Here is a 25429-nt window from a genome sequence, read left to right as displayed (position 1 = left end):
CATGCTTCGATTGTCGAATGAGAATTCTTTCGATACTGCCGGCAGGATCGAAACCGGGAATCTGGACATGGCAGCGTTCGACCTTGCCAGGCTGATCACCGCCGCCGCGGACACGATCGCCGCTCACTCGGAAGAGTTGACCGCGCTCGACCAGGCGATCGGCGACGGTGACCATGGACTGAACATGAAGCGCGGCTTCGAGGCTGTGCGCGCCGATGCCGGGGCGTTCGCTGCAAAGCCGCTGCCCGAGGCGCTGAAGGCGATCGGCACCAAGCTGGTGATGACGGTCGGCGGCGCGTCCGGGCCGCTGTTCGGCACATTGTTCCTGGCGCTGGGCAAGGAGATTTCAGGAGAGCCGGATCGCCCCAAGCTGACGGCTGCTTTCGGCAAGGCAATCGAAGCTGTGGCCGCCAGAGGCAAATCCCAGGTTGGTCAAAAGACCATGCTCGATGTGCTGCAACCTGTGCAGGACGCGTTGGTCGAAGGAAAGACGGCCATGGAAATTGCAGATATCGCCGACGTGGCTGCCGAGGCGACCGTGCCGATGAAGGCAACACGCGGTCGCGCCTCATTCCTCGGCGACCGCTCAATCGGTCATATGGATGCCGGCGGACGCTCTGTGGCGCTGCTGGTGCGGACCGTCGCCGAAACCGTCGAGGGCCAAGCATGAGCAATGTCGGCATCGTCATCGTCTCGCATTCGCCGCTGGTTGCCGAAGGCACGGCCGACATGGTGCGGCAGATGGTGGGCGACGAAGTGCCGCTTGCATGGTGCGGCGGAAACGGCCATGGCGGGCTCGGCACCAGCGTCGAAGCGATCATGGGCGCCATCGACAAGGCGTGGTCGGAGGCGGGCGTCGCCATACTGGTCGATCTCGGCGGCGCCGAGACCAATTCGGAAATGGCGGTGGAAATGATCGGCGAGCCGCGGGCGCTCAGGATTATCGTCTGCAACGCGCCGATCGTCGAAGGCGCGGTGATGGCTGCGACGGAGGCGTCCGGCGGGGCCTCGCTGAAGGAAGTGGTGGCGACGGCGCATGAATTGTCGCCGTCGTGAGCGAACGGGAATTTTGACCTGATGTCCGCATTTGCCGAGGCCACCGTCCTGATCACCCACGAGGTAGGTCTGCACGCGCGCCCTTCGGTGAAGTTCACCAAGCTTGCCAAGAGCTTTGCCGCCGAGGTGGAGATTGCGCTTGCCGCCAACGGCCCATGGTTCGACGCCAAGAGCATCGTCAAGGTGATGGCGGCCAGGGCGCCGAAAGGCACCATGCTGCACATCCGGGCCACAGGCGACGGCGCCGATGATGCCGTGAGAGCGCTGGCCGAGCTGGTGCGACGCGGTTTCGACGAGGATGCGGGCCATGCCCGAACCGCTTAGGCTGCAAGGCATTTCGGCCTCGGCCGGCTATGCCGAGGGGCCGTTGTTCAACCTCGACAACGGCACCGCGCACTACACGGGCAAGGCGAGCGCCGCGGACGAGAAGGCCGCATTGGAAGCAGCTATCGCCAGCGCGACGGACCGGCTCGCGACCCTGATCGAAACCGCCGATGACGAGGCCGCCGGCATTCTCGAATTCCAGCTCGCCATGCTTGGGGACGAGGCACTGACCGGCCCGGCTTTTGCCGCGATCGCGTCCGGCATGCCGGCTGACATGGCCTGGCGACAGGCGCTGGACGCCGAGATCTCCGGCTACGAAACGTCAGACCAGGACTATTTCCGGGCTCGCGCCGCCGATATCAGCGATATCCGCGACCGCGTGCTGCGCGCCCTTACTGAGGAGCAGGAGAGCGCTCCACCAGCCGGCGCCATTCTCTATGGCGAGGACATCGCGCCGACGCGCTTTCTCGAGACCGACTGGAGCACCGGCGGCGGCATCGCGCTGAGGGCCGGCAGCGCCGCCAGCCACGTCGCCATGCTGGCGCGCTCGCGCGGCGTGCCGATGGTGGTGGGGCTTGGCGCTTCGCCGGCTAATCCCGTCGGTCTGGCTCTGCTCGATGCGGAGCATGGCGGTATCGTGCTTTCGCCGACCACGACCGAGATCGAAGCGTTCCACCGGTCCTCGTCCTCGTTTGTGGCACATCGAGACAAGGCCGGAGTCTATCTCGCGAAACCGGCGGTAACCCGGGCCGGGACGACAGTGCGCGTGCAGGTCAACATCGCCGATCCGTCCGAGGTCGACGGCATCGACATTTCGACCTGCGACGGGGTCGGGCTGATGCGCACCGAATTCCTGTTCGGCAAGGCGCCGCCGGACGAGGAGACGCAATACCAGGCCTATCGCAAGGTGCTGGAATGGGCAGGCGACAAGCCGGTGACCATCCGTACCGTCGACGCCGGCGGCGACAAGCCGGTGCCGGGCTTCACCGTCGAGGAGAGCAACCCGTTCCTCGGGCTGCGTGGCATCAGGCTGTCGCTGGCAAGGCCGGAGGTGTTTCGCGTACAGATCCGGGCGCTGCTGCGCGCGGCGGTGCACGGCAATCTGAAGGTGATGTTTCCGATGATCGCCGTCGCGGAGGAATACCAACGCGCCGCCGCTCTGTTCGTGGAGGAGCAGGCCGGGCTTGCCGCGCGCGGCATCGCGCAAAAAATGCCGCCGCTCGGCATCATGGTCGAGGTGCCTTCGGTGGCGATCGCGCCGGAGGCGTTCGCCGATGTCGCCTTCTTCTCGATCGGTTCGAACGATCTGACCCAATATGTAATGGCGGCTGCCCGCGATAACGCAGCCGTGGCGCTTCTTAATTCTGTCCGCCATCCCGCCGTGTTGCGGCTGATCGGCTCGGTTGCCGCTTTTGGCCTGCGCGCGAAAATCCCAGTCAGCCTGTGCGGCGATGCCGGCGGCGATCCGGCATCGATCCCGGCACTGCTCGAGGCCGGCCTGCGGGATCTCTCGGTGGCTCCCGCCCAACTCGCCATGGCCAAGGCGGCCATCTCGGATGCATCGGTCTAGGATGACTGAGATGGCCGACAAGACACCAGAAGCCGGCTCGGAAGAGGCGATCCGCGCCTACAAGACGATCCTGTCGCAGGTCATCGACCAGCGACCGTCGGGTATGCGACAACGCCTTGCCGACGCGCTTGGCAAGCACCGCAGCTTCGTCACCCAGATTTCCAGCGCGGCCTATTCGACCCCGATCCCGTCAAAACATCTGCCGGCTATTTTTTCGGTCTGCCATTTCAGTCCGGCCGAGCGCGATCAGTTTCTGGCTGCCTATCATCTGGCGCATCCCGGCAAGATGTCGGTTGCGGCAGGCATGCGCAAGACCCGGCATGTCTCGCTGATCGTGCCCGATTTCGGCGACGACAAGCAGAATGCAGCGCTCGACAAGGCGATCAACGAATTCATCCAGAAGATCACCAGCATCACCGGCAGGAGTGGCGGCTGATCGTGTTGTGTCGGGAGGACACATGAAGAAGTTTATGAATTCCGTCGACACGGTGCTGACCGAAAGCCTCAACGGCTTCGTTGCAGCTCATGCCGACATCCTGGTGCTGGGCGAGGAGCACAAATTCATTCGCCGCAAGGTGATGAAGCCGGGGAAGGTGGCGCTGATCTCGGGCGGCGGTTCCGGCCACGAGCCGTTGCATGCCGGCTTTGTCGGTCACGGCATGCTGGACGCCGCCTGCCCCGGCCAGGTCTTCACCTCGCCAACGCCGGACCAGATACTGGCGGCGGCCGCCGCCGTCGATACCGGCGCCGGCTGCCTGTTCATCGTCAAGAACTATGAAGGCGACGTGATGAATTTCGACATGGCCGGCGAAATGGCCGACGGCGTCCTGCAGGTGGTGATCAATGATGACGTCGCCGTCGAGAATTCGTCCTTTACGACCGGCCGGCGCGGCGTCGCCGGCACGCTGGTGGTGGAGAAGATCGTCGGCGCCGCCGCCGAGCAAGGCATGGCGCTGGCGGATCTCAAGGCGCTCGGCGGTCGCATCAACAGCGCGACGCGTTCGATGGGCGTGGCGCTGACCAGTTGCACGGTGCCGGCGGCCGGCAGGCCGACCTTCGAGATTGGTGATGGCGAGATGGAATTCGGCGTCGGCATTCATGGCGAGCCCGGCCGGCGTCGCGACACGTTGAAAAGCGCCGATGCGATCGCCGAAGAGATTTGCGCCGCGATCCTGGGCGATCTCGGCGACAGGGCGAAAGGCCCGGCACTGTTGTTCATCAACGGCTTTGGCGGCACGCCGCTGATGGAGCTCTATCTGATGTACAACAGCGCCCGAAACATCTTCGAAAAACAGGGCGTGACGGTGACCCGCTCGCTGGTCGGGTCCTACGTGACATCGCTCGACATGGCCGGCTGCTCGATCACGCTGACCATGCTGGATGACGAGGCAACGTCAATGTGGGACGCGCCGGTGCACACAGCCGCGCTGCGCTGGGGACTGTAACGGAGGGGCCTTGCCCATATCCCGAACAGGCGGCTTATGAACTTGCCTTAGCCTGCGGGACCGGACGGACCGTTACCCGCAGTCACGCCGACAGATTGCCCGCCTGCAGCGCGGCTTGCCTTGCGGCCGACCGCTCCGGCTTCATCCAAACCGAAGCCGTAGAAGTCTTATCGCGGTATCGGCAGCGACGGCCCGGCCACCACGCTGGACAACTTTCCTGCCTTGCGCAGCACGGGCGCTTCATACTTTTTCTTGGCCATTCCAAACACCCTTTTCAGTCCAGTGCAAAAGAATGGACCGAAACCGTGGAAAGTCAATTCATGAGCTGGTTCTGCCACCACACGCTGGCTTCATGCATGCTTTTCTGCAACATACGCTCCTCTGAGTTGGTTGTTTGACGCAATTCCGGACGGGAATTGCTGATGTGGGCGAACGCAATCCGGGTTTGATGCTGCCATATCTTGCGCCTGCCGATGAAAAACTGCTGCTGACCTTCGCCGACCCGGAGGCGCCGGCTGCCATTGGCCGTGACGTTGCTGCCGAAAGCTTGCTGGCACTGCTCGTCAATGCCGAGTTCCACGGCGTGCTTCCCATCATGCTGCGCAAGCTCAGCGAGATCGGCGACGCCCGACTGCCTGCGGACGCGGCCTTGCGGCAAAAGCTGTCGGAACTGCGTGATCAGTCGACGCTGGCGACCGGCCAGTCGATGCTGCTGCAATATCATGGCGACCGCATCATCAAGGGGCTCGCCGCCGCCAGCGTGCCGGCGCGCATCGTCAAGGGGCCTGTCTTCGCCCGCAAACTTTACCGCCACGCCGCCGACCGGCCTTTCACCGACATCGACATTCTGGTCGAGCCGGCCAGCATCGCCGCAGCCAACGCTGTGATTGCCGGATGCGGCTTTGAACTCTGGAGCGAGGAGACGCAGTCGCAGGACCTGCAGGAGTTCAAGTGGCTGGAGAAGGAGAATACCAGCCTGCTGATCGAACTGCACGGCAACCTGGTGCATGATTCCGGCATGCGGCGGCGGCTGTCGCTCGGCTTTCGCGAATTGCAGATCATCGACGGCAGCGAGGCCGACACGCCGGCTGCGCTGCTGACCATCGCCATTGTTCACGCCGCCGGCGGGCACAAGTTCCACCGGCTGCAGCTTTGCGTCGACGTGCTGCAGGGCGTGCGCGCGCTGCGGTCGCCCGCGGATGAAGACCGGCTTTTCGAGGCGGCGCGCATCAGCGGCATCGAGCTCGAACTGGCGACGGTTCTCAATGTGACGGGGCGGCTGTTTGATGCACCGCGCGCGATCGAACTGGCCGACCGCATCAAGCCCGACCTCTCGATATTTTTGGCCAAATGGCTGATCACCGGCGATACGCTGCTCGGCGTCAATTCCAGGGACAAGATGCATTCGCGCCTGCGCCGCGACGCCTTCCGCTGGATCCAGCGGCTCGCCAGGCCAAAGTCACGTTTTGCCTGAACTTGCCGCGCCGGCCGTCAGTCCGGCGCCGGCAGCGCGGCGCGGATCAACGGTGACGCCTCGGCCGGTTTTTCGCCGACTTCCAGGGTAAAGGTCGGGACGGCTTTGACCAGCGTTGCGATAGTTGCCATGCGGCGCCTCTGCGCCGGCAAAAGGCCGGTCATGCCGGTCCTGACATTGTCGGTGGCAAGCGCCACCAGGGCGTCTGTCCTGGTCATGGGCACGAGCCGGGTTTGCGCGTCCGCCGAGCGGGCGAGATGAAGCAGTGCCGCAACCGGTCTGCCGACAGTCTCCTCGATGCGGATGATCTCGGCGAGACGTTCCAGCGAGACGGCCTGCTCGCCATTGGCGTCCCATTTGTCGCCAAGGCAAGGCGCCACGAAGGGCAGCATTGCCGCCGTGTGGCGGTGGACCTTCACCTTGCGCGGCAAGCCCCAGGCCGTGATGCCGCCGCCGGCCAAAATCTTGAGGATCATGGCGTCATCAGAGCACAGGCCGAAGCCTTGCGACGCCAGCGCCAGCGACGTCGTCGACTTGCCGGTGCCGCTCGGCGCATGGATCAGCACCAGCGCCTCTCGGCCGGGCAATGTCAGGCCGGCGGTGTGCAGCATGTGCTGGTCGCCGGCATCAAGTGCTGCATCCAGCACCATCATCAGCACCGTCCATTTGACCTTGGCATCGGGATGGACTCGTATCTCGGCCCAGCCTCCATCGGCATTGATCGAGACGGTCTGCAGGCCGGGAAAGACCAGATGAACGGTGCCGCCACCGTCGATCAGCCGGCAATGGCCGTCCTCCGGCACGTCGCCGTCGAAAGCGAGTTTTCCGGCAGGCGATTCCGGTAACTCCCGCGTCTCGACGATGTCGACGCGGAAATCGGGCTCGGCCGGCCCGCTCACGCGCAACGTGCCGAGCATGAGGTCGAAGCTCGGCCAGAGATCGGCCCGCGAGGCCGATATGCTGATGACCTGGCCCTGGAGATCGTAGCAGAAGGTGGTCGCCGGACCGGTCAAGCAGCGTGTGCCTTTCCGGCATCGGCGTGATGGCGATAGATCTGGACCATGCCGGGGAGGCTGTCCGAGACCACTGGGCGGCCATCGAGACAGACCCAGCAATGAGCAGACATACGCGGCGCCTGCATCGACTTCGGATCGACGCCGAAGCGCAGATCCGGATCGAAGCCGGCAAAGCGCAGGAAGCGGTGGGCGAGCAGGCCCTCGCGCAGGCATCTGCGGTCGCGCATCAGCCAGGGGTGCCGGACGGTCCGGTTGACGGCAGCGACGATGTAGGCTGACGACAGGCCGCGATAAGGGGTGGGTGCGCTGAGCGGCGCCCATTTCAGCACCGATTCGAAGCTGCGGCGGCCGATCAGGGTCGGCATCAGCCGCGCGCTTGCCCATAAATGGACACGAAACAAAGCGCGCAGGAGAACGCCGTCCACCATCAGGGAGCCGGGTCGGCGAGAATGCCTTCGCTCACCAGTTCGGCGGCCAGCGCCGCCATGTCCTGGTCGAGCGTGCCCTTGTCGACCTCGAACTCGTCAGACAACAGGACGACGATCTGGTCAAGGCTGCGGGCGCCGTCCACCTTGTCGAGAAAGGCTTCGGTGGTGCCGTTGCAGGTGTAAAGCTGGCCGCTGCGCGCCAAGAGAACGACTGCGCCATCGCCGACATGCTGGACCGAGGCGTCGTCCGCGAGCCGCAGAACCATTTCAGAACCGATTTGGGCCATGGAGCCCCTCCACCATTTTCCTGGAGAGCAGATAGCGCGGCGATGCGGGTCTGTCCATTGCGCGGACGAGAGTGAGAACAGGCAGGCCTGACCGTTCTGTGGCAATCCGGCAACGCCACCATCCTCACGACACAGGCAACCGAAGCCTAATGGAGACATCCAACTTCAGATTGTGGTAACTTCCACATCGTTCAGAGCCTGAGAACAGGGAAGCACCCCAGAAATAGTCGGTGATTGCAGCTGGGAATCACCGCCGCAAACTGTCAAGCCAGCTATCTCGCAGGGTCAAGGTCTTGCTTTTCTTACCTAAAGTAAGCTATGGAGTCGCGGGGTTTTGGGAGAGCATTGGGTATGCGTTACAATTGGGAGCGGGCTCCGACCGCGTTCGAACGTCATCGAAAAGCATTGGCAGCCGCCATATTGATTGCGGGTGGCGTCGGGCTGATGCTGGCGGCCTTGCCGCTTTAAGAGCTTATATCCGACACGAACGCCCTGCTTTTCCGGGCGCATGAGCTTTTTCTGCCTGCCACAAGGGGGGCCGCAGCTTAGCGTGCCTGGCCGGTTACGGCGATGAAGCGGCGGTCGCGTCCTTCGAAGCCCTGGCTGAAGCGCTGCACCAGCACCGCCACTACCGCGGGCCTGCCGGGCGGGGTGTATTCGTAGGATTCCGACAGGCTGTAGGAAGTCGGGCAGTTGCGCGAGCCCGGCACGGCCTTGTCCTCGTGCAGCACCTTGAACGGCTTGCCGTCCTGCCCCTGCAGCGACAGGCGGAAGCCGCGGGCCTTGCCCGTCTTGTCCCCTTCAAGTGTCTTGTCGCCTTGAAGTGTCTTGTCGCCCGGAAGAACTTGGTCGCTTGGCTTCGCGTCATCAAAGCTTGCCGAGCAATCCTCCTTGCTGTCGGCAAGGATCTCATCGAGTTGGATGGTCGAAATCTGTGTTTCGCCATAGAACGGCGACAGCCATTTCTGCGCGGCCTGATCGAGGCGACGGATGTCGTTGTAGTCGACCGTGTCGTCCGGGAAGGTGAACCTGTCGGAGGCCGTGCGCGTGCCGCGCTCGGCGATGGCATATTTGGCCAGGATTGGCGCGGCCTGCTTTGCGGCCTGCGCCCGTGCCTGCTCCACCGTCGTGGTCGCCTCTTCCGATTCATCGAGGACAAGGATCGGCTTGCCGCCGACGAACTCGTCTGTGCTTGTGTCGATGATGTCGATCTGCGACCAGCCGGAAACGGCAGCGTCGAGCTCGCCATATTGCTCGAAGGCGAAATATTTGCCGTCGGGGGAAAAGCCGATGATGCGCCGCGGGCGGCATCGCCGGCCTGGGCGGCGAAAACGATCGTCAACAGCAGCGCTGCTCCAACGGCAGATCCAACCCCGTATCGTACCGTCATTGCGCGCCCTGCCCCGGTTTCAAACCCGGCCATGGTGCCTGCAATTTATGGCCAAGGCGAGATCGGCCAAGCCCCAAATTTCGGGAAAGACATGGCATTTGGGGAAAGACGTGGCCGGGAAAACCCGCATAGGCTATTGCAAGATAGAGAGTTTTCCCGAGGAGGGATGAATGGCGTCACGCTACCACGAGGTCTATGACGGCTGGAAACGCGACCCGGAACAATTCTGGGCCGATGCGGCCGAGGCGATCGACTGGTATTCGCCGTGGGCCAGCGTCTTCGATGCCAAGGCGGGCGTTTACGGGCGCTGGTTCAACGGCGCCAGCTGCAACACCTGCTTCAACGCTCTCGATCGCCATGTCGCAGGCGGCCGCGCCGACCAGATCGCACTTATCTACGACAGCGCGATTACCGGCACGGTCAAGAAATTCACCTATGCCGAATTGAAGCGCGAAGTGGTAGCGCTGACTTCGGTGCTCAAGAACCGCGGCATTCGCAAAGGCGACCGCGTCATCATCTACATGCCGATGGTGGCCGAAGCGGCGGTCGCGATGCTTGCCTGTGCCCGCATCGGCGCGGTGCATTCGGTGGTGTTCGGCGGCTTTGCCTCGCACGAGCTCGCCACCCGCATCGACGACGCCAAGCCGAAGCTGGTCATCTCCGCGTCCTGCGGCCTGGAGCCTGGACGTGTCGTGGCCTACAAGCCGCTGCTCGACAAGGCGATCGAAATGTCCCGCCACAAGCCGGACGCCTGCCTGATCCTGCAGCGCGACCAGCTGCGCTGCGATCTGAGGGAGCATTACGATATCGATTTTGCCGACGCCGTTGCCCGCGAGCGCGCCGCGGGCGCCAACGTCGATTGCGTTCCGGTGCTCGCCACCGACCCGCTCTACATCATCTACACCTCCGGCACGACCGGCCAGCCTAAGGGCATCGTGCGCGACAATGGCGGCCACATGGTCGCGCTCAAATGGACGATGGAAAACGAATTCGGCGTCAGACCGGGCGAAGTGTTCTGGGCGGCCTCCGATGTCGGCTGGGTGGTCGGCCATTCCTACATCGTTTACGGACCGCTGCTGCATGGTGCGACAAGCGTGCTGTTCGAGGGCAAGCCGATCGGCACACCCGACGCCGGCACCTATTGGCGGGTGATCGCCGAACACGGCGTGGTCGCGCTGTTCACCGCGCCGACAGCCTTCCGCGCCATCAAGGGGCAGGACCCCAAGGGCGAATTCGTGCCGAACTACGATCTGTCGAAATTCCGCACTCTGTTCCTGGCCGGCGAACGCGCAGACCCGGAAACCATCAAATGGGCGGAGCAGAAACTCAACGTGCCGGTGGTCGATCATTGGTGGCAGACCGAGACCGGCTCGCCGATGACCATCAACCCGGCGGGCCTCGGCCTGCTGCCGGTGAAATACGGCTCGCCCGGCGTGCCGATGCCGGGCTACGACATTCGCGTGCTCGACGATGCCGGCCATGAAGTGCCGCGCGGCACACTTGGCAATGTGGTGGTGAAACTGCCGCTGCCGGCCGGCTGCCTGCCGACGCTGTGGAATGCCGACGAGCGTTTCCGGCAAGCCTATCTCGAGGAATTTCCCGGCTTCTACAAGACGGCCGATGCCGGCATGATCGACGAGGACGGCTACCTCTATGTCATGGCGCGCACAGACGACATCATCAATGTCGCCGGACACCGGCTGTCGACCGGAGCCATGGAGGAGGTGCTTTCAGCGCATCCCGATGTTGCCGAATGCGCCGTCATCGGCGTCGCTGACGCTATGAAGGGCCAGGTCCCGCTCGGCTTCGTCGTGCTCAATGCCGGTGTGTCGCGCGATACCGCTGCCATCGAAGGCGAAGTGGTGGGGCTGGTGCGCGAACGGATCGGCCCTGTCGCGGCCTTCAAGACCGTGGTGACGATCAAGCGCCTGCCCAAGACGCGCTCCGGCAAGATCCTGCGCGGCACCATGCAGAAGATCGCCGACAAGGAAGAATGGACGATGCCGGCGACCATCGACGATCCCGCCATTCTTGACGAGATCACCGCGGCGCTCAAAGCCCGCGGCATCGGGGTCTGACGGCCCCAGTGGCGTTGTTTCAGCGGTCCAGACCTCCCCGGCCGGCGCCGCGCGAGCGCCTGGAAATGGATATGGACGACACCGTCGTCTACGCGATCGGCGACGTGCATGGCTGCTACAAGGAATTGCTGTCGCTGGAGCAGAAGATCCAGCTCGACGCGCTGCAATTTCGCGGCCGCAAGATTATCGTCATGCTCGGCGACTATATCGATCGCGGGCCGCAATCGGCGCGCGTGCTCGACCACCTCTTGGCTCTGCCGCCAACAGGGTTCCTGCGCGTCTGCCTGGCGGGAAACCACGAAGTGGCGATGCTGAACTATCTCGACGGCTATCTGTCGCGGGACCGCTGGCTGGCGGTCGGCGGCCTCGAGACGCTGTTTTCCTATGGGGTCGATCCGGCGCGGCTTGCCAGCCTCTATGCCTCAAGCGACGCGGTCGACCGGCGCGTGAAGGAAGTCATTCCGGCCAGCCATATCGACTTCCTGCGCAGCCTGCCGGTGCTGCTCTGTTCGGATAAATTCGTTTTCGTCCATGCCGGCATCAGGCCGGGCATCGACCTGGTCGCACAGGATGAGCAGGATCTGCTCAACATCCGCGACGAGTTCTTCAACGCCGCCTATCTGCTCGACCGCTTTGTGGTGCATGGGCACACGCCGGTCGATATCCCCAGGATTGACGGGCGAAGGCTCGGCATCGACACCGGCGCCTTTCAAAGCGGCCGGCTGACAGCGCTCAGGATCGCCGGTAAATTCGGCAAGCTGATCTTTTCCTGACCTGCCGTGCTTCTTCGTTTGAGCGTGATCCTTTCCGAAAACCGGATCCGCTTTTCCGGATCACGCTCCTTTTCAGGATCGCGCTCCGTTCAGGCGGCGGTCTTGGCCCGCACGTCCGATTTCTCCAGATAGTAGGTCGAATAGCGGTCGAAGAACTTTTCCGAGCCGCCGAGCGAGCCGTATTTCGGCAGCTTCTTCAGATCGACCTTGTTGAGCACCGCGCCGACGACCTTGCTTGCGACGTAGGGTTCCTGCTCCAGCAGCGAGCGCACCATGGCGCGCGGCGTGCGGCCCCATTCGGCAACCAGCACGAAGCCGTCGACCAGCGGCGCAAACGCCTTGGCGTCGACCACGGGGCCGAGCGGCGGCAGGTCGACGATGATGTACTCGAACGTCTCCTTGGCGTTGTCGATGAAGCGCCGCATGCCGGCCGACGACAGCAGCTCGCTGGTGTGCGAGAACTGGCCGCGCAGCACGGCCGGGATGATCGCCAGCTTGGTCTGGCGGTCGACCTTGCCGACCGACTGCCATGTCTGGCCGTTGACCACGGCCTCCATCAGCCCCTGCTCGGCCTCCATGCCGAGGTTGCGGCTGAGACCAGGATTGCGCAGATCGGCGTCGATCAAAAGCGTCTTCGAGCCGTTGGCGGCCAGCAATCCGGCGAGATTGGCGGCGACCGTAGACTTGCCCTCGCCGGGCAGGACCGAGACCACGCCTATGACCCGGCTGCCTTGCCCTTCCATGACGACGTCGAAGGCGATCTTGGCGTTGCGCAGCGTTTCGGAGAACATCGATGCCGGCGCATCGACGCTGACCCGCATGCGCGCCCGTTTCTCGACCGCCGACAATGTGTTGGCGCCTTTGGCATCCGCCGCACCGTCGTCGGCGTCCTTGCCGAGCCTGCCGCCGATCATCGGCAAATAGCCGAGGAATTTGAGGCCGACGCGATCGCGAATGTCCTCGCCGGTCCTGAAGAAGCGCTCGTTGAACTCATTCAGGCCACCAAAGCCGGCGCCAAGCAGCACGCCAAGCACCAGCGACAGCGCCAGCACCCTGGATGTGCGCGGGCTTGAGGCGGAAAGCGGCGTTGAGGCATCCGAGATGATGCGGACCTTGCCGACCGGGAAGGATTGCTGCTGCGAGGCCTCCTCGTAGCGGCTAAGGAAGGTCTGGTAGAGCGTGGTCAGCGCCTGCGCCTGCTGGTCGAGTTCGCGCAGTTTGACCTGGCTCTGGTTGTCGATGGAGCTCTTGCCGGCCGCGTCGGCGATCTTCTGCCTCAGTGAGGTCTCGCGTGAAAGCGCGACTTCATATTCATTGCGATAGCTTTCGGTCAGTTGCTTCAACTCGCCGAAAATCTGGGTCGACAGGTCGGCCTTTTCCTTGGCCAGCGCCACCGCCTGCGGATGGTCGGCGCCGAAATTGGCCGTCACGTCCTGCAGCCGCTTGGCCACTGCGAGATAGCGGGTCTTGAGCGTTGCAATGACGGAGCTTGCCGGCTGATCGCTTGAGATGGCGGAATCGTTGAAGGCATTGTCCGAGCCGCTTTCGACGATGGTCTTGTATTGCTGATAGCGGGCGCTGGCGCGCGCCGTATCGGCCTGCGCGACGATCAGTTGCGCGGTGAGATCGGCAATCTGCTTGTCGCTGATCAGCTGGCCGTCGCTGTTGGCGGCCAGACCATGCTCGGCCCTGAATTTCTCGACCGCCATAGCGGCCGCCTGTGAGTTCTGACGAAGCTCGGTCAGCCGGCCCTGCAGCCAGACCGCAGCGCGCTCGGTGGCGTCGAAGCTGGCATTGAGCTGGTCGGCGAGATAGGCGTCGGCATAGGCCTTGGTGATGGCGGTGGCGAGCGCCGGATTGGTCGACTGGTAACCGATGGCGAGCACATAGGAGCGGCCGTTGCGCTGCGCCAGCACCTCGCTCTGCAGCTTCAGCACGGCATAGTCGTGGCGCGCCGTCTGCATCATGGCCTGGCGTGTCGCCTCATCGACGTTTTCCATGCCGGGAATCTGCTCGGCGGAACTTGAGCGGAAATAGCCGATCACGCCGCGCACGAAGCCGATGCCCTTGACCAGCGCCGATTGCGGCGGGTTCATGAACTCTGCGTTCTGGTCGAGTTTCAGCTTGTCGACCACCACCGAGGCCAGCCGCGCCGAGGTGATGATTTCGATCTGGCTGAGCAGGGCGGCGTCGGTCTGCATGGTGACGGATGCAGCCGAGATGTCGTCGATGACCTTGTTCAGGCCTTCGTCGATCAGCACGCTGGCGACCGACATGTATTGCTTGGGCGTGGTCTGCAGATAGAGCAACCCCAGGAACAGGCCGATGATGGCGCAGACCGCCACCACCTTGACCTGACGCGCCGCCATGCCAAGCAGGCGCTCGACGTCGATGAAGTCTTCACCCTTTTCCTGATCGGGGTTGGGCAATGGCATCCTCTTGTCGAGAGGAAAGCTGGCATAATTCATCTTCGATCCAATTCTAGGTTACAGGCGCCGGAGCGAGACGGGTCAGGTCCCACCTCGTCCGAAGCTGCGGAGATCGGGGGCAAGATATGCAACGCAAGCTTCATGCCATCCGGCGCCGGGCCTGAGCGGCCAGGCGTGCAGGCATGAGCCGCGCCATCGTCCAAACGCATATGCCCTCGAAAGATGGGCATTATGCGGCCACTTCCTGACGCTCATGCGACCGCACGAACGCCTGCAGCATTTCCAGCACAGGTCCCTTCATGTCGTCGCGCGCCAGCGCGAAGGCGATGGTCGCCTCTATGAAGCCTTCCTTGGAGCCGCAGTCGAACATTCGGCCATTGAAAGGCTGGGCAAAGAAAGACTGGCTTTTCGCCAGCCGCACCATGGCATCGGTAAGCTGGATTTCGTTGCCGGCGCCGCGCTGCTGGTTGCCCAGCAGCGAGAAGATCTCGGGCTGCAGGATGTAGCGGCCGTTGATGTAATAGTTCGACGGCGCATTGGCCGGCGCCGGCTTTTCGACCATGGCAGTCACCTCGAAGCCGCTCCCTGTCTCGGCGCCGCGCCCGACGATGCCGTATTTGCTGGTCTCGCTGGGATCACAGCGCTCGACGGCGATCACATTGCCGCCGGTCTGCTGATAGAGATCGACTGTTTCAGCCAGGCAACCTCGGCGACCGAACGACACCATATCGGGGAGCAGCAGGGCGAAGGGCTCGTCGCCGATGACTTCGCGTGCGCACCACACCGCATGGCCGAGACCATGTGGCGACTGCTGGCGGATGAAGCTGGTGGCGCCGGCCACGGGCAGCATGCTTTCGAGCGCCTCCAGCTGGGTCTTCTTGCCGGTTTGTTCGAGCGTTCCAATCAGTTCGGGGTGCAGGTCGAAGTAGTCCTCGATGACAGCCTTGTTGCGGCCGGTGACGAACACGATGTGCTCGATGCCGGCTTCGAAGGCCTCGTCCACCGCATATTGGACGACCGGCCGGTCGACCACGGGCAGCATCTCCTTCGGAATCGACTTGGTTGCCGGCAGGAACCGTGTTCCAAGCCCCGCCACAGGGATGACTGCCTTCCTGATTTTCTTCATCGCAAATTCCTTCTGAGCAGATCGATTTCAGCCTGTTGCAGGCCACGAACAAACGTCTTCATGTACTCGCCCTCCTTACCTCTCCGCGCCGACGGCAAACTGCGCCGCCACCCTTTTGAGGCGGACGGCGATCGGCATCGACATGTGCCTGACAGCCGCCGGATCACTTAGCGCGGTGCGTATCGCTTTCAACGGCGAACGCGCCTTGATGTGCTGGACCAGCGACAGGAACGATGCCGCCTTGCGCAGGCTGCGGGCGCGTTTGGCGAAGGCGGCCGCAGCAGCAGCGTCCATGGAATTGGTCTCGGCGAAGACCGCGTCGGCCTTGCGCATCGCCTCGATATGGTGAAGCTCGAGCACGCGCGAGATCGAGCCCGTGCGGATGTGGTAGATATAGCCGGTCGTCGGCTCGACGACGCATTTTCCGCTCTTGGCCAGCGCGTTGGCGAGCAGGATGTAATCCTCGCCTATGCTCAGACTTTCATCATAGCGAAGCCCGTTTTCGATCAGGAAACGGCGCTGGAAGATCGGCTTGAGATAGCCAAGGTTGAACGTGGATTCGAAAACGATGTTGCCAGCGATGTAGTCGGCGAGCGTGATTTCACGCAGGCCCTCCAGATATTTGGCGGGAAACATCGTCGCTTCGGCAATGCCGTCCTCGCGCACCACCTGGAGGTTGTCGACGGCGATTACAGCGCCCGCACTTTCGGCTCGCGCGATCATGGCGGCGAGCCGCCCGGGCAGGACGGCATCGTCGGAATCGAGCACCGCGACCCAGCGGCCTGTGGCGAGGTCGAGGCCGGCATTCCTGGCGCCGCCAGGGCCACGATTTGCCGGCAGCGCAACCACTTTGACGACATCTTTTGGATAGGCTCTTGCGACGTCGAGCGTGTTGTCGCGCGACTGGTCATCGGCGACGATGATTTCGACGCTGATATCGCGCTGGGCCATGGCGCTTGCGATCGCCCGGTCGAGCGTGGCCGCGGCATTGTGGGCTGCGATGACAAAGGAGACGTCAGGCTGCACGCTTGCCTCCTTGCTGCGGGGAAGACAGTCCGTATTGGCGAATTTCGCTGATACCGACCAGGCCGCTGACGACGCCGACATGCATGATGCCGCGCAGCACGCTGCGGTTGCGGCGGACCGGGCTAATCGCAGTCAACGCCGCCATGCCGAAGCAATAGGCGGCCTTGGCCGAGGCGAGGCCGACCTCCTTCGCCCGACGGACTGCGCCCGCATTGTGGCCAACAAGGTGGCCATGCGTCTGACCGAAGCGGAAGCGGCGGCGGCGCAGCCAGTCGAAAGCGGCTCGCGAACGCGGCACGACTTCCTCGACCAACGCCTCCGGCGCAAAGGCGATGCGACCGCCTGCCTTGACCATGCGGTCGAAGAATTCGGTGTCTTCGCCGCCGCTCTGGCCGCGCGCCAGGCTGAAACGACGGTCGCGCAAGCTGTCGGCGCTCATCCTCAAAAGGACGTTGCAGGTGTAGCCGGTGCGGATTTCGCCCTGCACCCAGACCGGCAAGGTCGAATGGAAATCGCCCTTGCGCATCCAGTCCGGCGCATCCGGGCGGTAGAGCGCCCGCACCGGACCGAGCACGGCCTCGGCGCCGCTTGTCTCCGCGATAGCAATCAGTTCGGCCAGCCATTGCCGGGAAGCGGTTTCATCGTCGTCGATGAAGGCGAGAAAATCGGCCGTGCTGGCATCAAGACAGGCGTTGCGGGCGACCGAGATGTTGCGCGCCGGGGCGTGCCGGTAGCGGACCACGAGCTTCAATTCGCTCGCCAGCGCGGTCACCAGCGGCTCGGCGGTCGGCTCGTCGTCATTGTCGGCGACGATGACGCCGATGCCGAAACCGGCAGGCATATCCATGGCAGCGAGCGACCGCAGCGTGTCGGCCAGTTCCGGCCGCCGGAACGTGCAGACGCAGATGTCGATTCGGCGGCTGTCGGCGACCATCATGCCACCCCGCGCTGCGATCGCGAGCCGAGCAGTTGCAGCCAAAACCCGAGCGACCAGCCGAAATGCATGACCATCGCCGAAATGCCCGCCAGCACATTGTTGGGATTGCGCTGGCTGATGGCGGTCACAGCGCCGTAGCCCAGACAGACCGAAGCCCAGACCAGCAGCGGCACCGCCGCCAGCCAGTGGATAAAGGAAAATACCGCGAGAAGGACGACCGGCGCCACCAGCAGCGGGATCATCTGCCGAACTTTCGGGATCATGCGGTGCTTGAGCACATTCTTGGCGCGGCCGCGGCCATAGCCGAGATATTGGAAATACAGGCCCTTCAGCGACGAACGCGGATAGTAGACCATCTGCGTCTTGCCGCTCATCCAGATGCGGTAGCCTGCCCGGCGCAGGCGGTAGTCGAGTTCGGCATCCTCATTGTGGCTGAAGGTCTCGTCATAGCCGCCGACCGCGGTGAAGGCCGAGATCCGGATCAGCGCGTGATGGCCATGGTCCACCCATTCGCCGGCGGAAAGGTGCCGGTGCTTGGAGCCGCCGGTGCCGAGCTTGGAATTCTGCGCCGCCGCGACCGCTTTCTGCACCGCGCCGCTGCCGCTGGTCAGCATCGAGACGACGACCGAATCGGCTGAAGTGGCGAGCGCCTCCTCGACCAGCCGGTCGCAATAATCGGCGGGATAGCCGCCATGGGCATCAATGCGGATCAGGTATTCGGCGCCGTCACCGAGGCTGGCGACGGCGAGATTGATCGCCGCGCTCTGGATACGTTTTGGGTTGTGCAGGAGGACGACCTGAGGGTCCTTGGCCGCAACCGCTTCGACAATGGCCAAAGTACCATCGGTGCTGCCGCCATCGGCAACGACGATGCGGGCGCCGAGCCTTAGCGCTGCCGGCCTGAGCTGCTCGAGCAACGCGCCGATATGGGCTGCCTCATTCAGGCACGGAATGACGATCAGGCTTGGCGGCAGCGCTTCGGTTTGCGTCATCGGCGCCTTCCCATGCTCTGTATTTTTCCCATCATCAGCCATCGCTAAGCCAGCGCTTCGGTGACGAAGGGACCGGGGACCGCCGCCAGACCGCGCAGCCTGTCGACAAAGGCGCGGCAGTCGCTGCCGTCGTAGCTCCAGGTTCGTGGGTTGCGGGCCAGCACGCGCGCCTTGGCCTTGCCGAAGTGCTCCTGGTCCATGCGGCCGAGCGCGGTTTCCAGGATTTCGGGCGTGGCATCGGAAAGCAGGATGCCAATGTCCTGCTGGTTGAGAAAGCGCCCCGTCTCGGTATTGCCCATCGAGATCGGTACGGCGCCGAAGCGGCAGCCCTCATAGAGGCGGTTGGGCAGCAACCATTCCGAATTCTGCCCTTCCTCGAAGAAATCGATCGCCCAGGAAAAATGCACTTCGCCGTAGATCGCGGCCATGTCTTCCGGGTTGCGGTAGGGGCCACGAAAGGAGAGATAGGGTTCGGCCTCGACAAAAGCGTGGAAATCCGGGAATTCCGAGAGTGCCGGACGGCCCCGGAGGACGACCTCGAAGCGCCCGCCCTGACGGCGCGTGAAGTCGGCCAGCAGCTCCAGCGAGCGGCGGCAGCGCAGCGCGCCGAACCAGCCGATGCGCCACGGGGGTGCTGCAGGGTTTTCGGCCTTTGACCTGTCATCCAAGGCGATCGGCGCGGTTTCGAAGTATTTGTTTTCGACCAGTTCCACCGGTGCGGCGACCTGCCCGAACGGCTTGAAATAATTGGCGATGAAGGCCGGTGAGCTCGTCACCAGAAGCTTCACGTCGCGGGCGAGATAACGCTCCGCTGTGCGCAGTGCTTTGCCCAGCATGTCATTGCGCAGCACCAGGCGATGGATGTCGAGGCATTCGTAGACGATCGGCACGCCGCCGCGAAAGGCGGCCTTGGCGCGCCTGGCCAGCGCCAGCATTTCCAGATTGCGCGCGATGATGAGGTCGGGCTTCGGCATCGCCGCAAGCTTCGAGCCTATCGACAGCGCCGCCTTGGCGACCGCCGCCAGACGCTGGCCGAATCGGCCGTCACGCGTCGCGCCGAGGTCGACCGGCTGCAGCCCCTCGACGTCGGGAACAGCATTTGTGGTCCGACGGAAGCCGGCCAACGTGACCCGCGCGCCGCCTGCCTTGAGCATTATGATCCGCCGGCGCACCGCCGGGTCGGAAACATCGTGCACAAGGTACAAGACATGCAGCATGAAAACTCGACCGCTGTTGGCCCACCCAGGGGAATGCTAACCCAGCTTTTGCTGCATCGCAACATTTTTGGTGCGCCGTAGCATAAGTGCACGTTTTTTGTTGCACTGCAAAATTGATGCGTTACCCTCCGTCGGGCTTGAGCGCCGCTCTGGCTGGTCACCCAGCCCGATGCAGCGATGGATTGTGACGCGAGCCGCATCGGGATCGTCCTGGCGTGGGTATTTTCGGTCACCATGCCCGTCCTAGGCACCGCAGGCCACGCCGCGGAATCTGCTGACGAAATGAGGTATCCCATGAAGATCGTCGTTGAAAACACAGTCTGCCTGAATACCGGGGATGCGGCGATTCTGCTGGCGATCCGCCACATTCTCAAGACGATCGTGCAAGGCGACGTGCGGTTTGCCGTCTTCGACAGCCAGCCCGAGGTTGCGGAACGACTCTATCCGAAGACGGATTATCCCGACCTCGAATTTCATAAGCTGCTGTCGGAATCCCTGTTCCGATACAAGAATGGCAGCGGGCTGAGGGACCGGTTCAAGCCGATCTACAATCGGCTCGTTCTCCAGGCCCTGCGCTGGTTTGGCAGCAGCGCGCTAGGCAATTTTTTCAGCCATCGCGACCGGCGCGGTCTCGATATCTACGCCGACGCGGACATGGTGGTCACCACAGGGGGAACCTATCTCGTCGAGAACTACAATCTCGAACGACGCCTCAATCAGTTCAGGCTCGATGCCGTATTTGGCAAAGATCCGGTCTTCTTCACGCAATCCCTCGGTCCGTTCGACAAAAGTTACAACCGCCAGGAGCTCGGCCCGATCTTTGACCGCAGCCCGCTCATCCTGCTGCGCGACGAACGGTCGCGGACCCATATCCGGGACTTGGTGAAGGATCTCGGCAAGTGCCACGTGGTGGCCGATGCCGTATTCGCCTTGGCCGATACCGACAGGATCGGCAAGCGTCTCGCTTCCAGCCAGCCGCCGGCGTCGACGGGCCGCGTCGCTATTTCGGTCCGCCACTGGAACTACGTCAGCGACGGTGAGGGCGGCATGCGCCGCTATCTGGATTCGGTCCGCGAGATCGCCACAATTCTTGTCAGGGACCTTGGCAAGGAGGTGACCTTCGTCTCCACGTGTCAGGGTGTGCCGGAATATGCCCATGACGATTCCAAGACCGCGCAGGCCATCGTTGCCGAGCTCGATCCTGAGATCGCCAGCCACGTGACGGTGGACGCTTCGTTCCACACGCCGGACCAGTTGATGGCGCTGGTGAAGGGCTTCGACTTCGTCGTCGCGACTCGCATGCATATGATGATCATGTCGCTTTGCGTCGGCACGCCGGTGCTGCCGATCGCCTACGAGTTCAAAACCAAGGAAGTGGCCAAGCGAATCGGTGTCGACGATGTGCTGCTCGACATCGACACCGTGACGCCCGAAGAGGCGCGCGAAAAGCTCGGCCGGTTTGCGGGAGATCTCGACCGCTATCGCAAGACAAGCCTTCAGGCCGTGCTCGAAGAACATGCTTCGGCAATGTCGGCCACAAACCTGCTGGCGCCGCTGTTCGCCGGCCGCTCAGCGGATATTGCGCGCGGCGTTGGACAGGGTGGTGAACAAAGCGCGTCGCGACTGCGGGACGGCAAGCATGAAAACGAGACCGATGCCGTAGTTGAGGGCAAGCGCCAAAAAGACCGCGAGCAGGTCTGACTGGCCCGTTAGAGACGCCGGCAACCACAGGTACAGGAACCAGGCAAGCAGGGACGAGGCGATGAAAAGCCCCTGCATGAGCAGGAAGTCGGCGGCGGTCACCGGACCCACGCGATGGACCAGTAGCGCCAGCACGGGAACGCGCAGCACGTAACCGCTGATGGCATAGGCCGCGGCAACGCCGACGGCGCCCCAGTGCAGGCCGACGACGAAGGCAGCGACGGTCGTCAGCGACGAATAGATGCCCCAATGGAACATGGTCTTCGTCTTGCCCTGACAGATGAATATCCATCCCGTCGTGCTTGAAACGGACTGGACCAGGCTGGCGATGCCCAGCCAGGCAAAGATCGGTGCGACCGGTGCCCAGCCCGCGCCGAAGAGAAGTCCGACGATCTGATTGGAGGTCAGCGTCAGCGCCGCGATGCCCGGCATGGTAACGGCCGCCAGCATCCAGTTGGTGCGCACATAGATATCGCGAAAGCGGGCCTTGTCATCGTGAATGCGGCTGAGCAGCGGCACCATGACCCGTGTCAGCGGCTGGTTGATGTTCTGCAGCGGGAACAACAGGAGCTTGTAGGCGCGGTCGTAATAGCCGAGTTCGATCGCACCGGAATATTTTCCGATGAGAATGTTGTCGAGATTGCGCGAGAAGAAGTTGGCGAGGTTGAAGCCGGTCAGGTTGGCGCCGAACGACAATATATCGGCATCGACCTTCAGGTCCGGCCGCAAAGGCGTCCAACGCGCCACCAGCCAGGCGGCAGCCAGGGCGATAGCTGCCGAAACCGCCGGGCCGATGACCAGCGACCAGTAGCCCAACCCCGCATAGGCCGCGATCGCGGCGGCCAGAAGTCCGGCGGCGGCGCTTATCACGTCGTTCAGTGCGAGCTGGCCGAACTGCAGGTGCCGGTTCATCAACGCCAGCGGCACTGCGGCCAGACTGCCGAGAAGCAGCGGCAGGGCAGAGCCAAGGGTGATGCCGGACATACGTTGATCGCCATAGAACGCGGCGATGGCAGGCGCCAGGCCGGCCACTACCACGGCACTACCCAGCCCGACGAGCGCGCTGATCCAGAACACCTGGTTGAGCTGCTGGTTGCTGATGTCCTTGCGCTGAACCACAGCCTGCTGCAGGCCCAGATTCTGAAGCAGCCCGACGAAGGCCACGATCGGCCCGACGGAAGCCACCAGACCGAAATCCTCGGGGACCAGCAGACGGGCCAGCACGATGACGGAGAGAAACTGGATCGCCATCTTGAAGCCCTGGGCGCCGATGGTTACCAGCCCGCCGCGCAGGGCGACACGACCGAACTGGGGGGGCGGATTGGCGTTCATGCAAGCGACCTCGTTTCGCCAAGCCGCATGGCGATTTCCACGAAATGTTGGTTCAGCAGATCGGAGTTGAACTCGGCCTCGATCTTCTTGCGCGCCGCGAGAGCGATCCCTTGACACGGCTTCGGATTCTCGGCGATCCAGGCAAGCTTGCCGGTCAGCGCCGCAACGTCCCGCTCAGCCACGAGAAAACCCGTCTTGTGATCATCGATCAGTTCAGGGATCCCGGAATGATACGTGCTGACCACCGTCAGGCCGGCGGCCATCGCTTCCATCAGGGAAACCGGAATGCCTTCCAGATCGCCATCGCGGGCGCCGACGCTGGGCAGCAGGAACACATGCGCGGCGCGCAGAAGCTGTTTGACTTCGCTGTGCGGCCGGGGCCCAAGAAAATTCACCCTGTCGGCAATGCCGAGCTCTGCGGCGATCCCCTTCAGCTCCTCGAGAAGTTCTCCGCCGCCGATCACCGAGTAGATCCAGTCTCGCCGCGGCAGGCCAGCAAGCGCGCGAAGCGCATATTCGATGCCCTTCTTTTCAGTCAGGCGGCAGACCGAGATGAAAGAGAGCGTAGCCTGCTCCCATGAACGCCACCGATAGTCGATGTCACTCGGCCGCACCCCCATATGGTGAACCACAACCTGCTCCGGCGATGCACCGACCTCAATCAAGGCATCGCGGAAAAACGCATTCACCGGCAGTTGAAGAACGCCCTTTTCGAACACAATCTTGTAGCGCGCGAGCGTATTGTCATGCAGCGGTTCGCCGACATCACGGCCGTGAAATATCGTCACCAGGGGAGCGGAAATCCTCCCGCGCTTGATCGCGCGGGCCACGCGCATGCCGTTGTTGCCGAAATGGGCAACGATGACGTCGGCGCCCTGCAGTTTTCGCGCATGAGCAATGTCGATGGCGGTCGAGAGCTTGTCCCAGAACCTGCCGGACCACTTCCTGAGCAGCGGGCGATAGCGACCCAGGCCACCCCACCAGCATACGACCTTTCCTGGCAACGCCTGCCAGCGCGGATCATCGATGTTGCTGTCCCTGCCGAAGGACGTCTCGTTGCAGACGACGCCGACTTCCATGCCGCGCTCAAGGCATCCGGCTATCTGGTCGAGAACAAAGGTTTCGGACAATGAGGGAAACTTGTCGACTACAAAGCAGATCTTCATCGGCAGGATGCGCTCGTCCGGGGAGCCGGTGTCCCTTTGACAAAAGCCGGGCCGAAGACAGGGTGGCGGAAGCACAAGACATGCAGCATGGAACTCTACCGCTGTTGGCCCACCCGCAGGAACGTTAGTACAGGTCTTGCTGCACTGCAACATTTTTGGTGCAGTGTAGCAAGATTTCCCTCAGCTTGGCGTGCCTGCCGATCAAACGCAGAGGAGCAGTGTCAGCCGGCAGATGAAGGATCCGCCAAGCCCTCGGAAACGCCGACATGACCGGTGGGTGCATGCGCAGGGCTCGATGTGGCCAGTTGGGTAACGATCTGCGCAAAACGTTCATTCAGAACATCTGCGTTGAAGTCCTCCTCGACTTTGCGGCGTGCGGCAAGCGCGATACGCTCGCATTCGGTCGGGTGCTCCGCGGCCCAGGCAAGCTTGCCGGCAAGCGCTGAAATATCTCGCTCGGGCGCAAGCAACCCCGTCTCCCCATCCTTGATGAGCTCCGGGATTCCCGAATGATACGTGCTGACCGCAATCAATCCGGCGGCCATGGCCTCCATGAGCGCGACCGGAATGCCTTCCATATCCCCGTCGCTGGCAGTGATACTTGGCAGCAAAAAGAGATGCGCCATGCGAAGCCGTCTTTTCACCTCTGCGTGAGGGAGGCTGCCGAGGAATGTTACGCGACCAGCCAAGCCCAGCTCTACGGCCAGCTTCTCCAGATTCATCCGCAGAGGACCGTCGCCAACAATGTCGTAACGCCAGTCTAGCTGCGGCTGGGAGGCCTTGAGGGAGGCCAGGGCTCGCAAGGCGAACTCGACGCCTTTCTTTTGACCAGGCGGCAAACCGTCGTCACGACCAGTTGGGTGCCTTCCCACGATTCCCAGCGATAGCCGATTTCGCGGGTGTCAATTCCCATATGGTGGACCGTCGTGCTCGCCTGGGACAGGCCGGCTTCCAGCAGCATCGTGCGGAAGTAATCGTTGACGGGCAGGTTCAGGGTCCCATGCTTGGTCAGCCCGGCATATTGTGTCGCGAGCACTGCCTGCCGCGCCGGGATCGCCACGTCCGCGCCGTGAAAGATGGTTATGATCGGTGGTTTGAGCACCTTCCATTTCTTCAGTGCGGCTGCTCTCTCGCCGTTCTGTCCGAAGTGGGCGACAATCACGTCGCAGCGGTTCAGGCGGCGTGCAAAGGCGATGTCGAGAACGGTCGAGGCCTTGTATCGCAGACGCGGCGGCAGACGCTGTACAAATTTGCTGATTACAGCGGCCCATCGCCACCAATGTCGGGTTCTGGCGAGCAGCGTCGCCATCGGCTCGCTTTGCCGGTCAATTCGGTGGTCACCTTGCATCTTTTCGCAGACCACTTCGACCTGAAAGCCCCGCGCCAGCAGCCCAGCCATCTGGTCCACGACGAAGGTTTCCGAAAGCAGAGGGAATTCGCCGACGACAAAGCCCACGCGCATGACCCGCCCATAAGGTTGGGGCTTGCTCGGACCAAGCGGTCGCACAAGCCCTAATGTAGACAGGCAGAATACACGTTGATTGCTGCAGTGCCACAAAATATTGCACTGCAGCAATTAAAAGTGATCCGGACGGGCGCACGACGCCTGGACCTGGCTAACGGGACTTTGCGCGACCACGGTCGTGCAGCGTCTCAGCTGAA

23 protein-coding genes and 1 pseudogene are annotated in these 25429 nt (G+C 63.1%); 10 read left to right on the top strand and 14 right to left on the bottom strand.

What is annotated here, in order from left to right; genetic code table 11:
* The first annotated feature begins 67 nt into the window (after nt 1-67).
* The 7 genes from dhaL to NLY44_RS25380 all read left to right on the top strand — a co-directional run bounded on the left by dhaL (nt 68) and on the right by NLY44_RS25380 (nt 5869).
* Nucleotides 68-670 carry a dihydroxyacetone kinase subunit DhaL gene (dhaL, locus tag NLY44_RS25410; RefSeq protein ID WP_023806153.1) on the top strand — a complete coding sequence of 201 codons (603 nt, stop codon included), beginning with the start codon at nt 68-70 and terminating at the stop codon, nt 668-670.
* The gene (gene dhaM / locus NLY44_RS25405; protein WP_023725850.1) at nt 667-1056 is read left to right on the top strand and encodes a dihydroxyacetone kinase phosphoryl donor subunit DhaM; all 390 of its coding nucleotides are present in this window, start codon (nt 667-669) and stop codon (nt 1054-1056) included. The genes dhaL and dhaM overlap by 4 nt, the downstream gene beginning before the upstream one ends.
* A 21-nt stretch (nt 1057-1077) precedes the next feature.
* A complete protein-coding gene (locus NLY44_RS25400) occupies nt 1078-1380 on the top strand; it encodes an HPr family phosphocarrier protein (RefSeq protein WP_023684207.1) in 303 nt (100 codons plus the stop codon).
* Nucleotides 1364-2950, top strand: a complete 1587-nt coding sequence (gene ptsP / locus NLY44_RS25395) for a phosphoenolpyruvate--protein phosphotransferase (protein WP_023806154.1) — start codon at nt 1364-1366, stop codon at nt 2948-2950. The genes NLY44_RS25400 and ptsP overlap by 17 nt, the downstream gene beginning before the upstream one ends.
* A 10-nt stretch (nt 2951-2960) precedes the next feature.
* On the top strand, nt 2961-3386 hold the full coding sequence (locus NLY44_RS25390) for a hypothetical protein (RefSeq protein ID WP_023668784.1): 426 nt from the start codon (nt 2961-2963) through the stop codon (nt 3384-3386).
* A 22-nt stretch (nt 3387-3408) separates the two neighbouring features.
* Nucleotides 3409-4395 carry a dihydroxyacetone kinase subunit DhaK gene (gene dhaK, locus NLY44_RS25385; RefSeq protein ID WP_023668785.1) on the top strand — a complete coding sequence of 329 codons (987 nt, stop codon included), beginning with the start codon at nt 3409-3411 and terminating at the stop codon, nt 4393-4395.
* Between the two features lie 448 nt (nt 4396-4843).
* Nucleotides 4844-5869 (top strand): nucleotidyltransferase family protein, encoded by a 1026-nt coding sequence (locus NLY44_RS25380; protein ID WP_023806155.1) that lies wholly within the window; start codon nt 4844-4846, stop codon nt 5867-5869.
* Between the two features lie 17 nt (nt 5870-5886).
* On the opposite strand, the gene NLY44_RS25375 is transcribed toward NLY44_RS25380, so the two are convergent.
* The 4 genes from NLY44_RS25375 to NLY44_RS25360 all read right to left on the bottom strand — a co-directional run bounded on the left by NLY44_RS25375 (nt 5887) and on the right by NLY44_RS25360 (nt 8802).
* Nucleotides 5887-6882 carry a phosphoenolpyruvate carboxykinase (ATP) gene (locus tag NLY44_RS25375; protein ID WP_023732536.1) on the bottom strand — a complete coding sequence of 332 codons (996 nt, stop codon included), beginning with the start codon at nt 6880-6882 and terminating at the stop codon, nt 5887-5889.
* Complete coding sequence (locus NLY44_RS25370; RefSeq protein ID WP_023668789.1) at nt 6879-7313, bottom strand: lasso peptide biosynthesis B2 protein; 435 nt, start codon at nt 7311-7313, stop codon at nt 6879-6881. Before NLY44_RS25370 ends, NLY44_RS25375 begins: the two co-directional genes overlap by 4 nt.
* Nucleotides 7313-7600 (bottom strand): PqqD family protein, encoded by a 288-nt coding sequence (locus NLY44_RS25365; protein WP_023684213.1) that lies wholly within the window; start codon nt 7598-7600, stop codon nt 7313-7315. Before NLY44_RS25365 ends, NLY44_RS25370 begins: the two co-directional genes overlap by 1 nt.
* A gap of 545 nt (nt 7601-8145) precedes the next feature.
* On the bottom strand, nt 8146-8802 hold the full coding sequence (locus tag NLY44_RS25360; RefSeq protein ID WP_245260737.1) for a DUF2259 domain-containing protein: 657 nt from the start codon (nt 8800-8802) through the stop codon (nt 8146-8148).
* A 358-nt stretch (nt 8803-9160) separates the two neighbouring features.
* Between NLY44_RS25360 and NLY44_RS25355 the strand changes: the two genes are divergently transcribed.
* Nucleotides 9161-11068, top strand: a complete 1908-nt coding sequence (locus NLY44_RS25355; RefSeq protein ID WP_023732537.1) for a propionyl-CoA synthetase — start codon at nt 9161-9163, stop codon at nt 11066-11068.
* A gap of 71 nt (nt 11069-11139) precedes the next feature.
* Nucleotides 11140-11841 carry a metallophosphoesterase family protein gene (locus NLY44_RS25350; RefSeq protein WP_348524264.1) on the top strand — a complete coding sequence of 234 codons (702 nt, stop codon included), beginning with the start codon at nt 11140-11142 and terminating at the stop codon, nt 11839-11841.
* 89 nt (nt 11842-11930) lie between these two features.
* Here NLY44_RS25350 and NLY44_RS25345 read toward each other — a convergent pair whose 3' ends face one another.
* From NLY44_RS25345 to NLY44_RS25320, 6 genes are all read right to left on the bottom strand, one after another.
* Nucleotides 11931-14309 (bottom strand): polysaccharide biosynthesis tyrosine autokinase, encoded by a 2379-nt coding sequence (locus tag NLY44_RS25345; RefSeq protein WP_023732539.1) that lies wholly within the window; start codon nt 14307-14309, stop codon nt 11931-11933.
* A 190-nt stretch (nt 14310-14499) separates the two neighbouring features.
* On the bottom strand, nt 14500-15396 hold the full coding sequence (gene galU / locus NLY44_RS25340) for a UTP--glucose-1-phosphate uridylyltransferase GalU (protein ID WP_023668795.1): 897 nt from the start codon (nt 15394-15396) through the stop codon (nt 14500-14502).
* Between the two features lie 75 nt (nt 15397-15471).
* On the bottom strand, nt 15472-16422 hold the full coding sequence (locus NLY44_RS25335; protein WP_023806156.1) for a glycosyltransferase family 2 protein: 951 nt from the start codon (nt 16420-16422) through the stop codon (nt 15472-15474).
* A complete protein-coding gene (locus NLY44_RS25330; RefSeq protein ID WP_023732541.1) occupies nt 16412-17359 on the bottom strand; it encodes a glycosyltransferase family 2 protein in 948 nt (315 codons plus the stop codon). Before NLY44_RS25330 ends, NLY44_RS25335 begins: the two co-directional genes overlap by 11 nt.
* Nucleotides 17356-18351 carry a glycosyltransferase family 2 protein gene (locus NLY44_RS25325; RefSeq protein ID WP_023806157.1) on the bottom strand — a complete coding sequence of 332 codons (996 nt, stop codon included), beginning with the start codon at nt 18349-18351 and terminating at the stop codon, nt 17356-17358. The genes NLY44_RS25330 and NLY44_RS25325 overlap by 4 nt, the downstream gene beginning before the upstream one ends.
* 44 nt (nt 18352-18395) lie before the next feature.
* Nucleotides 18396-19568: a glycosyltransferase gene (locus NLY44_RS25320; RefSeq protein ID WP_286439494.1), complete on the bottom strand. Its 1173-nt coding sequence runs from the start codon at nt 19566-19568 to the stop codon at nt 18396-18398.
* A gap of 177 nt (nt 19569-19745) precedes the next feature.
* Here NLY44_RS25320 and NLY44_RS25315 point away from each other — a divergent pair.
* Nucleotides 19746-20912: pseudogene (locus tag NLY44_RS25315) on the top strand (polysaccharide pyruvyl transferase family protein); the annotation flags it as partial.
* 225 nt (nt 20913-21137) lie between these two features.
* Here the strand turns inward: NLY44_RS25315 and NLY44_RS25310 are convergent.
* The 4 genes from NLY44_RS25310 to NLY44_RS25295 form a co-directional block, all read right to left on the bottom strand.
* Nucleotides 21138-22601 carry a lipopolysaccharide biosynthesis protein gene (locus NLY44_RS25310; RefSeq protein WP_023684224.1) on the bottom strand — a complete coding sequence of 488 codons (1464 nt, stop codon included), beginning with the start codon at nt 22599-22601 and terminating at the stop codon, nt 21138-21140.
* On the bottom strand, nt 22598-23767 hold the full coding sequence (locus NLY44_RS25305) for a glycosyltransferase (RefSeq protein ID WP_023806159.1): 1170 nt from the start codon (nt 23765-23767) through the stop codon (nt 22598-22600). The genes NLY44_RS25310 and NLY44_RS25305 overlap by 4 nt, the downstream gene beginning before the upstream one ends.
* A 221-nt stretch (nt 23768-23988) precedes the next feature.
* Nucleotides 23989-24639: a glycosyltransferase gene (locus NLY44_RS25300; protein WP_286455638.1), complete on the bottom strand. Its 651-nt coding sequence runs from the start codon at nt 24637-24639 to the stop codon at nt 23989-23991.
* Nucleotides 24528-25229 (bottom strand): glycosyltransferase, encoded by a 702-nt coding sequence (locus tag NLY44_RS25295; RefSeq protein WP_286455637.1) that lies wholly within the window; start codon nt 25227-25229, stop codon nt 24528-24530. The genes NLY44_RS25300 and NLY44_RS25295 overlap by 112 nt, the downstream gene beginning before the upstream one ends.
* Nucleotides 25230-25429 lie beyond the last annotated feature (200 nt).

It is taken from the genome of Mesorhizobium sp. C089B, from assembly GCF_030323125.1.
Taxonomy (GTDB): Bacteria; Pseudomonadota; Alphaproteobacteria; order Rhizobiales; family Rhizobiaceae; genus Mesorhizobium.
This window is presented reverse-complemented; position numbering and strand designations above follow the sequence as displayed.

Coding starts and splice junctions, on each gene's coding strand:
- galU (WP_023668795.1), bottom strand. CDS start 15,396: ATGAAGAAAATCAGGAAGGCAGTCATCCCTGTGGCGGGGCTTGGAACA.
- NLY44_RS25365 (WP_023684213.1), bottom strand. CDS start 7,600: ATGGCCCAAATCGGTTCTGAAATGGTTCTGCGGCTCGCGGACGACGCC.
- dhaK (WP_023668785.1), top strand. CDS start 3,409: ATGAAGAAGTTTATGAATTCCGTCGACACGGTGCTGACCGAAAGCCTC.
- NLY44_RS25400 (WP_023684207.1), top strand. CDS start 1,078: ATGTCCGCATTTGCCGAGGCCACCGTCCTGATCACCCACGAGGTAGGT.
- NLY44_RS25295 (WP_286455637.1), bottom strand. CDS start 25,229: ATGCGCGTGGGCTTTGTCGTCGGCGAATTCCCTCTGCTTTCGGAAACC.
- NLY44_RS25390 (WP_023668784.1), top strand. CDS start 2,961: ATGGCCGACAAGACACCAGAAGCCGGCTCGGAAGAGGCGATCCGCGCC.
- dhaM (WP_023725850.1), top strand. CDS start 667: ATGAGCAATGTCGGCATCGTCATCGTCTCGCATTCGCCGCTGGTTGCC.
- NLY44_RS25330 (WP_023732541.1), bottom strand. CDS start 17,359: ATGATGGTCGCCGACAGCCGCCGAATCGACATCTGCGTCTGCACGTTC.
- dhaL (WP_023806153.1), top strand. CDS start 68: ATGGCAGCGTTCGACCTTGCCAGGCTGATCACCGCCGCCGCGGACACG.
- NLY44_RS25310 (WP_023684224.1), bottom strand. CDS start 22,601: ATGAACGCCAATCCGCCCCCCCAGTTCGGTCGTGTCGCCCTGCGCGGC.
- NLY44_RS25355 (WP_023732537.1), top strand. CDS start 9,161: ATGGCGTCACGCTACCACGAGGTCTATGACGGCTGGAAACGCGACCCG.
- NLY44_RS25320 (WP_286439494.1), bottom strand. CDS start 19,568: ATGCTGCATGTCTTGTACCTTGTGCACGATGTTTCCGACCCGGCGGTG.
- NLY44_RS25305 (WP_023806159.1), bottom strand. CDS start 23,767: ATGAAGATCTGCTTTGTAGTCGACAAGTTTCCCTCATTGTCCGAAACC.
- ptsP (WP_023806154.1), top strand. CDS start 1,364: ATGCCCGAACCGCTTAGGCTGCAAGGCATTTCGGCCTCGGCCGGCTAT.
- NLY44_RS25370 (WP_023668789.1), bottom strand. CDS start 7,313: ATGGTGGACGGCGTTCTCCTGCGCGCTTTGTTTCGTGTCCATTTATGG.
- NLY44_RS25350 (WP_348524264.1), top strand. CDS start 11,140: ATGGACGACACCGTCGTCTACGCGATCGGCGACGTGCATGGCTGCTAC.
- NLY44_RS25380 (WP_023806155.1), top strand. CDS start 4,844: ATGCTGCCATATCTTGCGCCTGCCGATGAAAAACTGCTGCTGACCTTC.
- NLY44_RS25325 (WP_023806157.1), bottom strand. CDS start 18,351: ATGACGCAAACCGAAGCGCTGCCGCCAAGCCTGATCGTCATTCCGTGC.
- NLY44_RS25345 (WP_023732539.1), bottom strand. CDS start 14,309: ATGAATTATGCCAGCTTTCCTCTCGACAAGAGGATGCCATTGCCCAAC.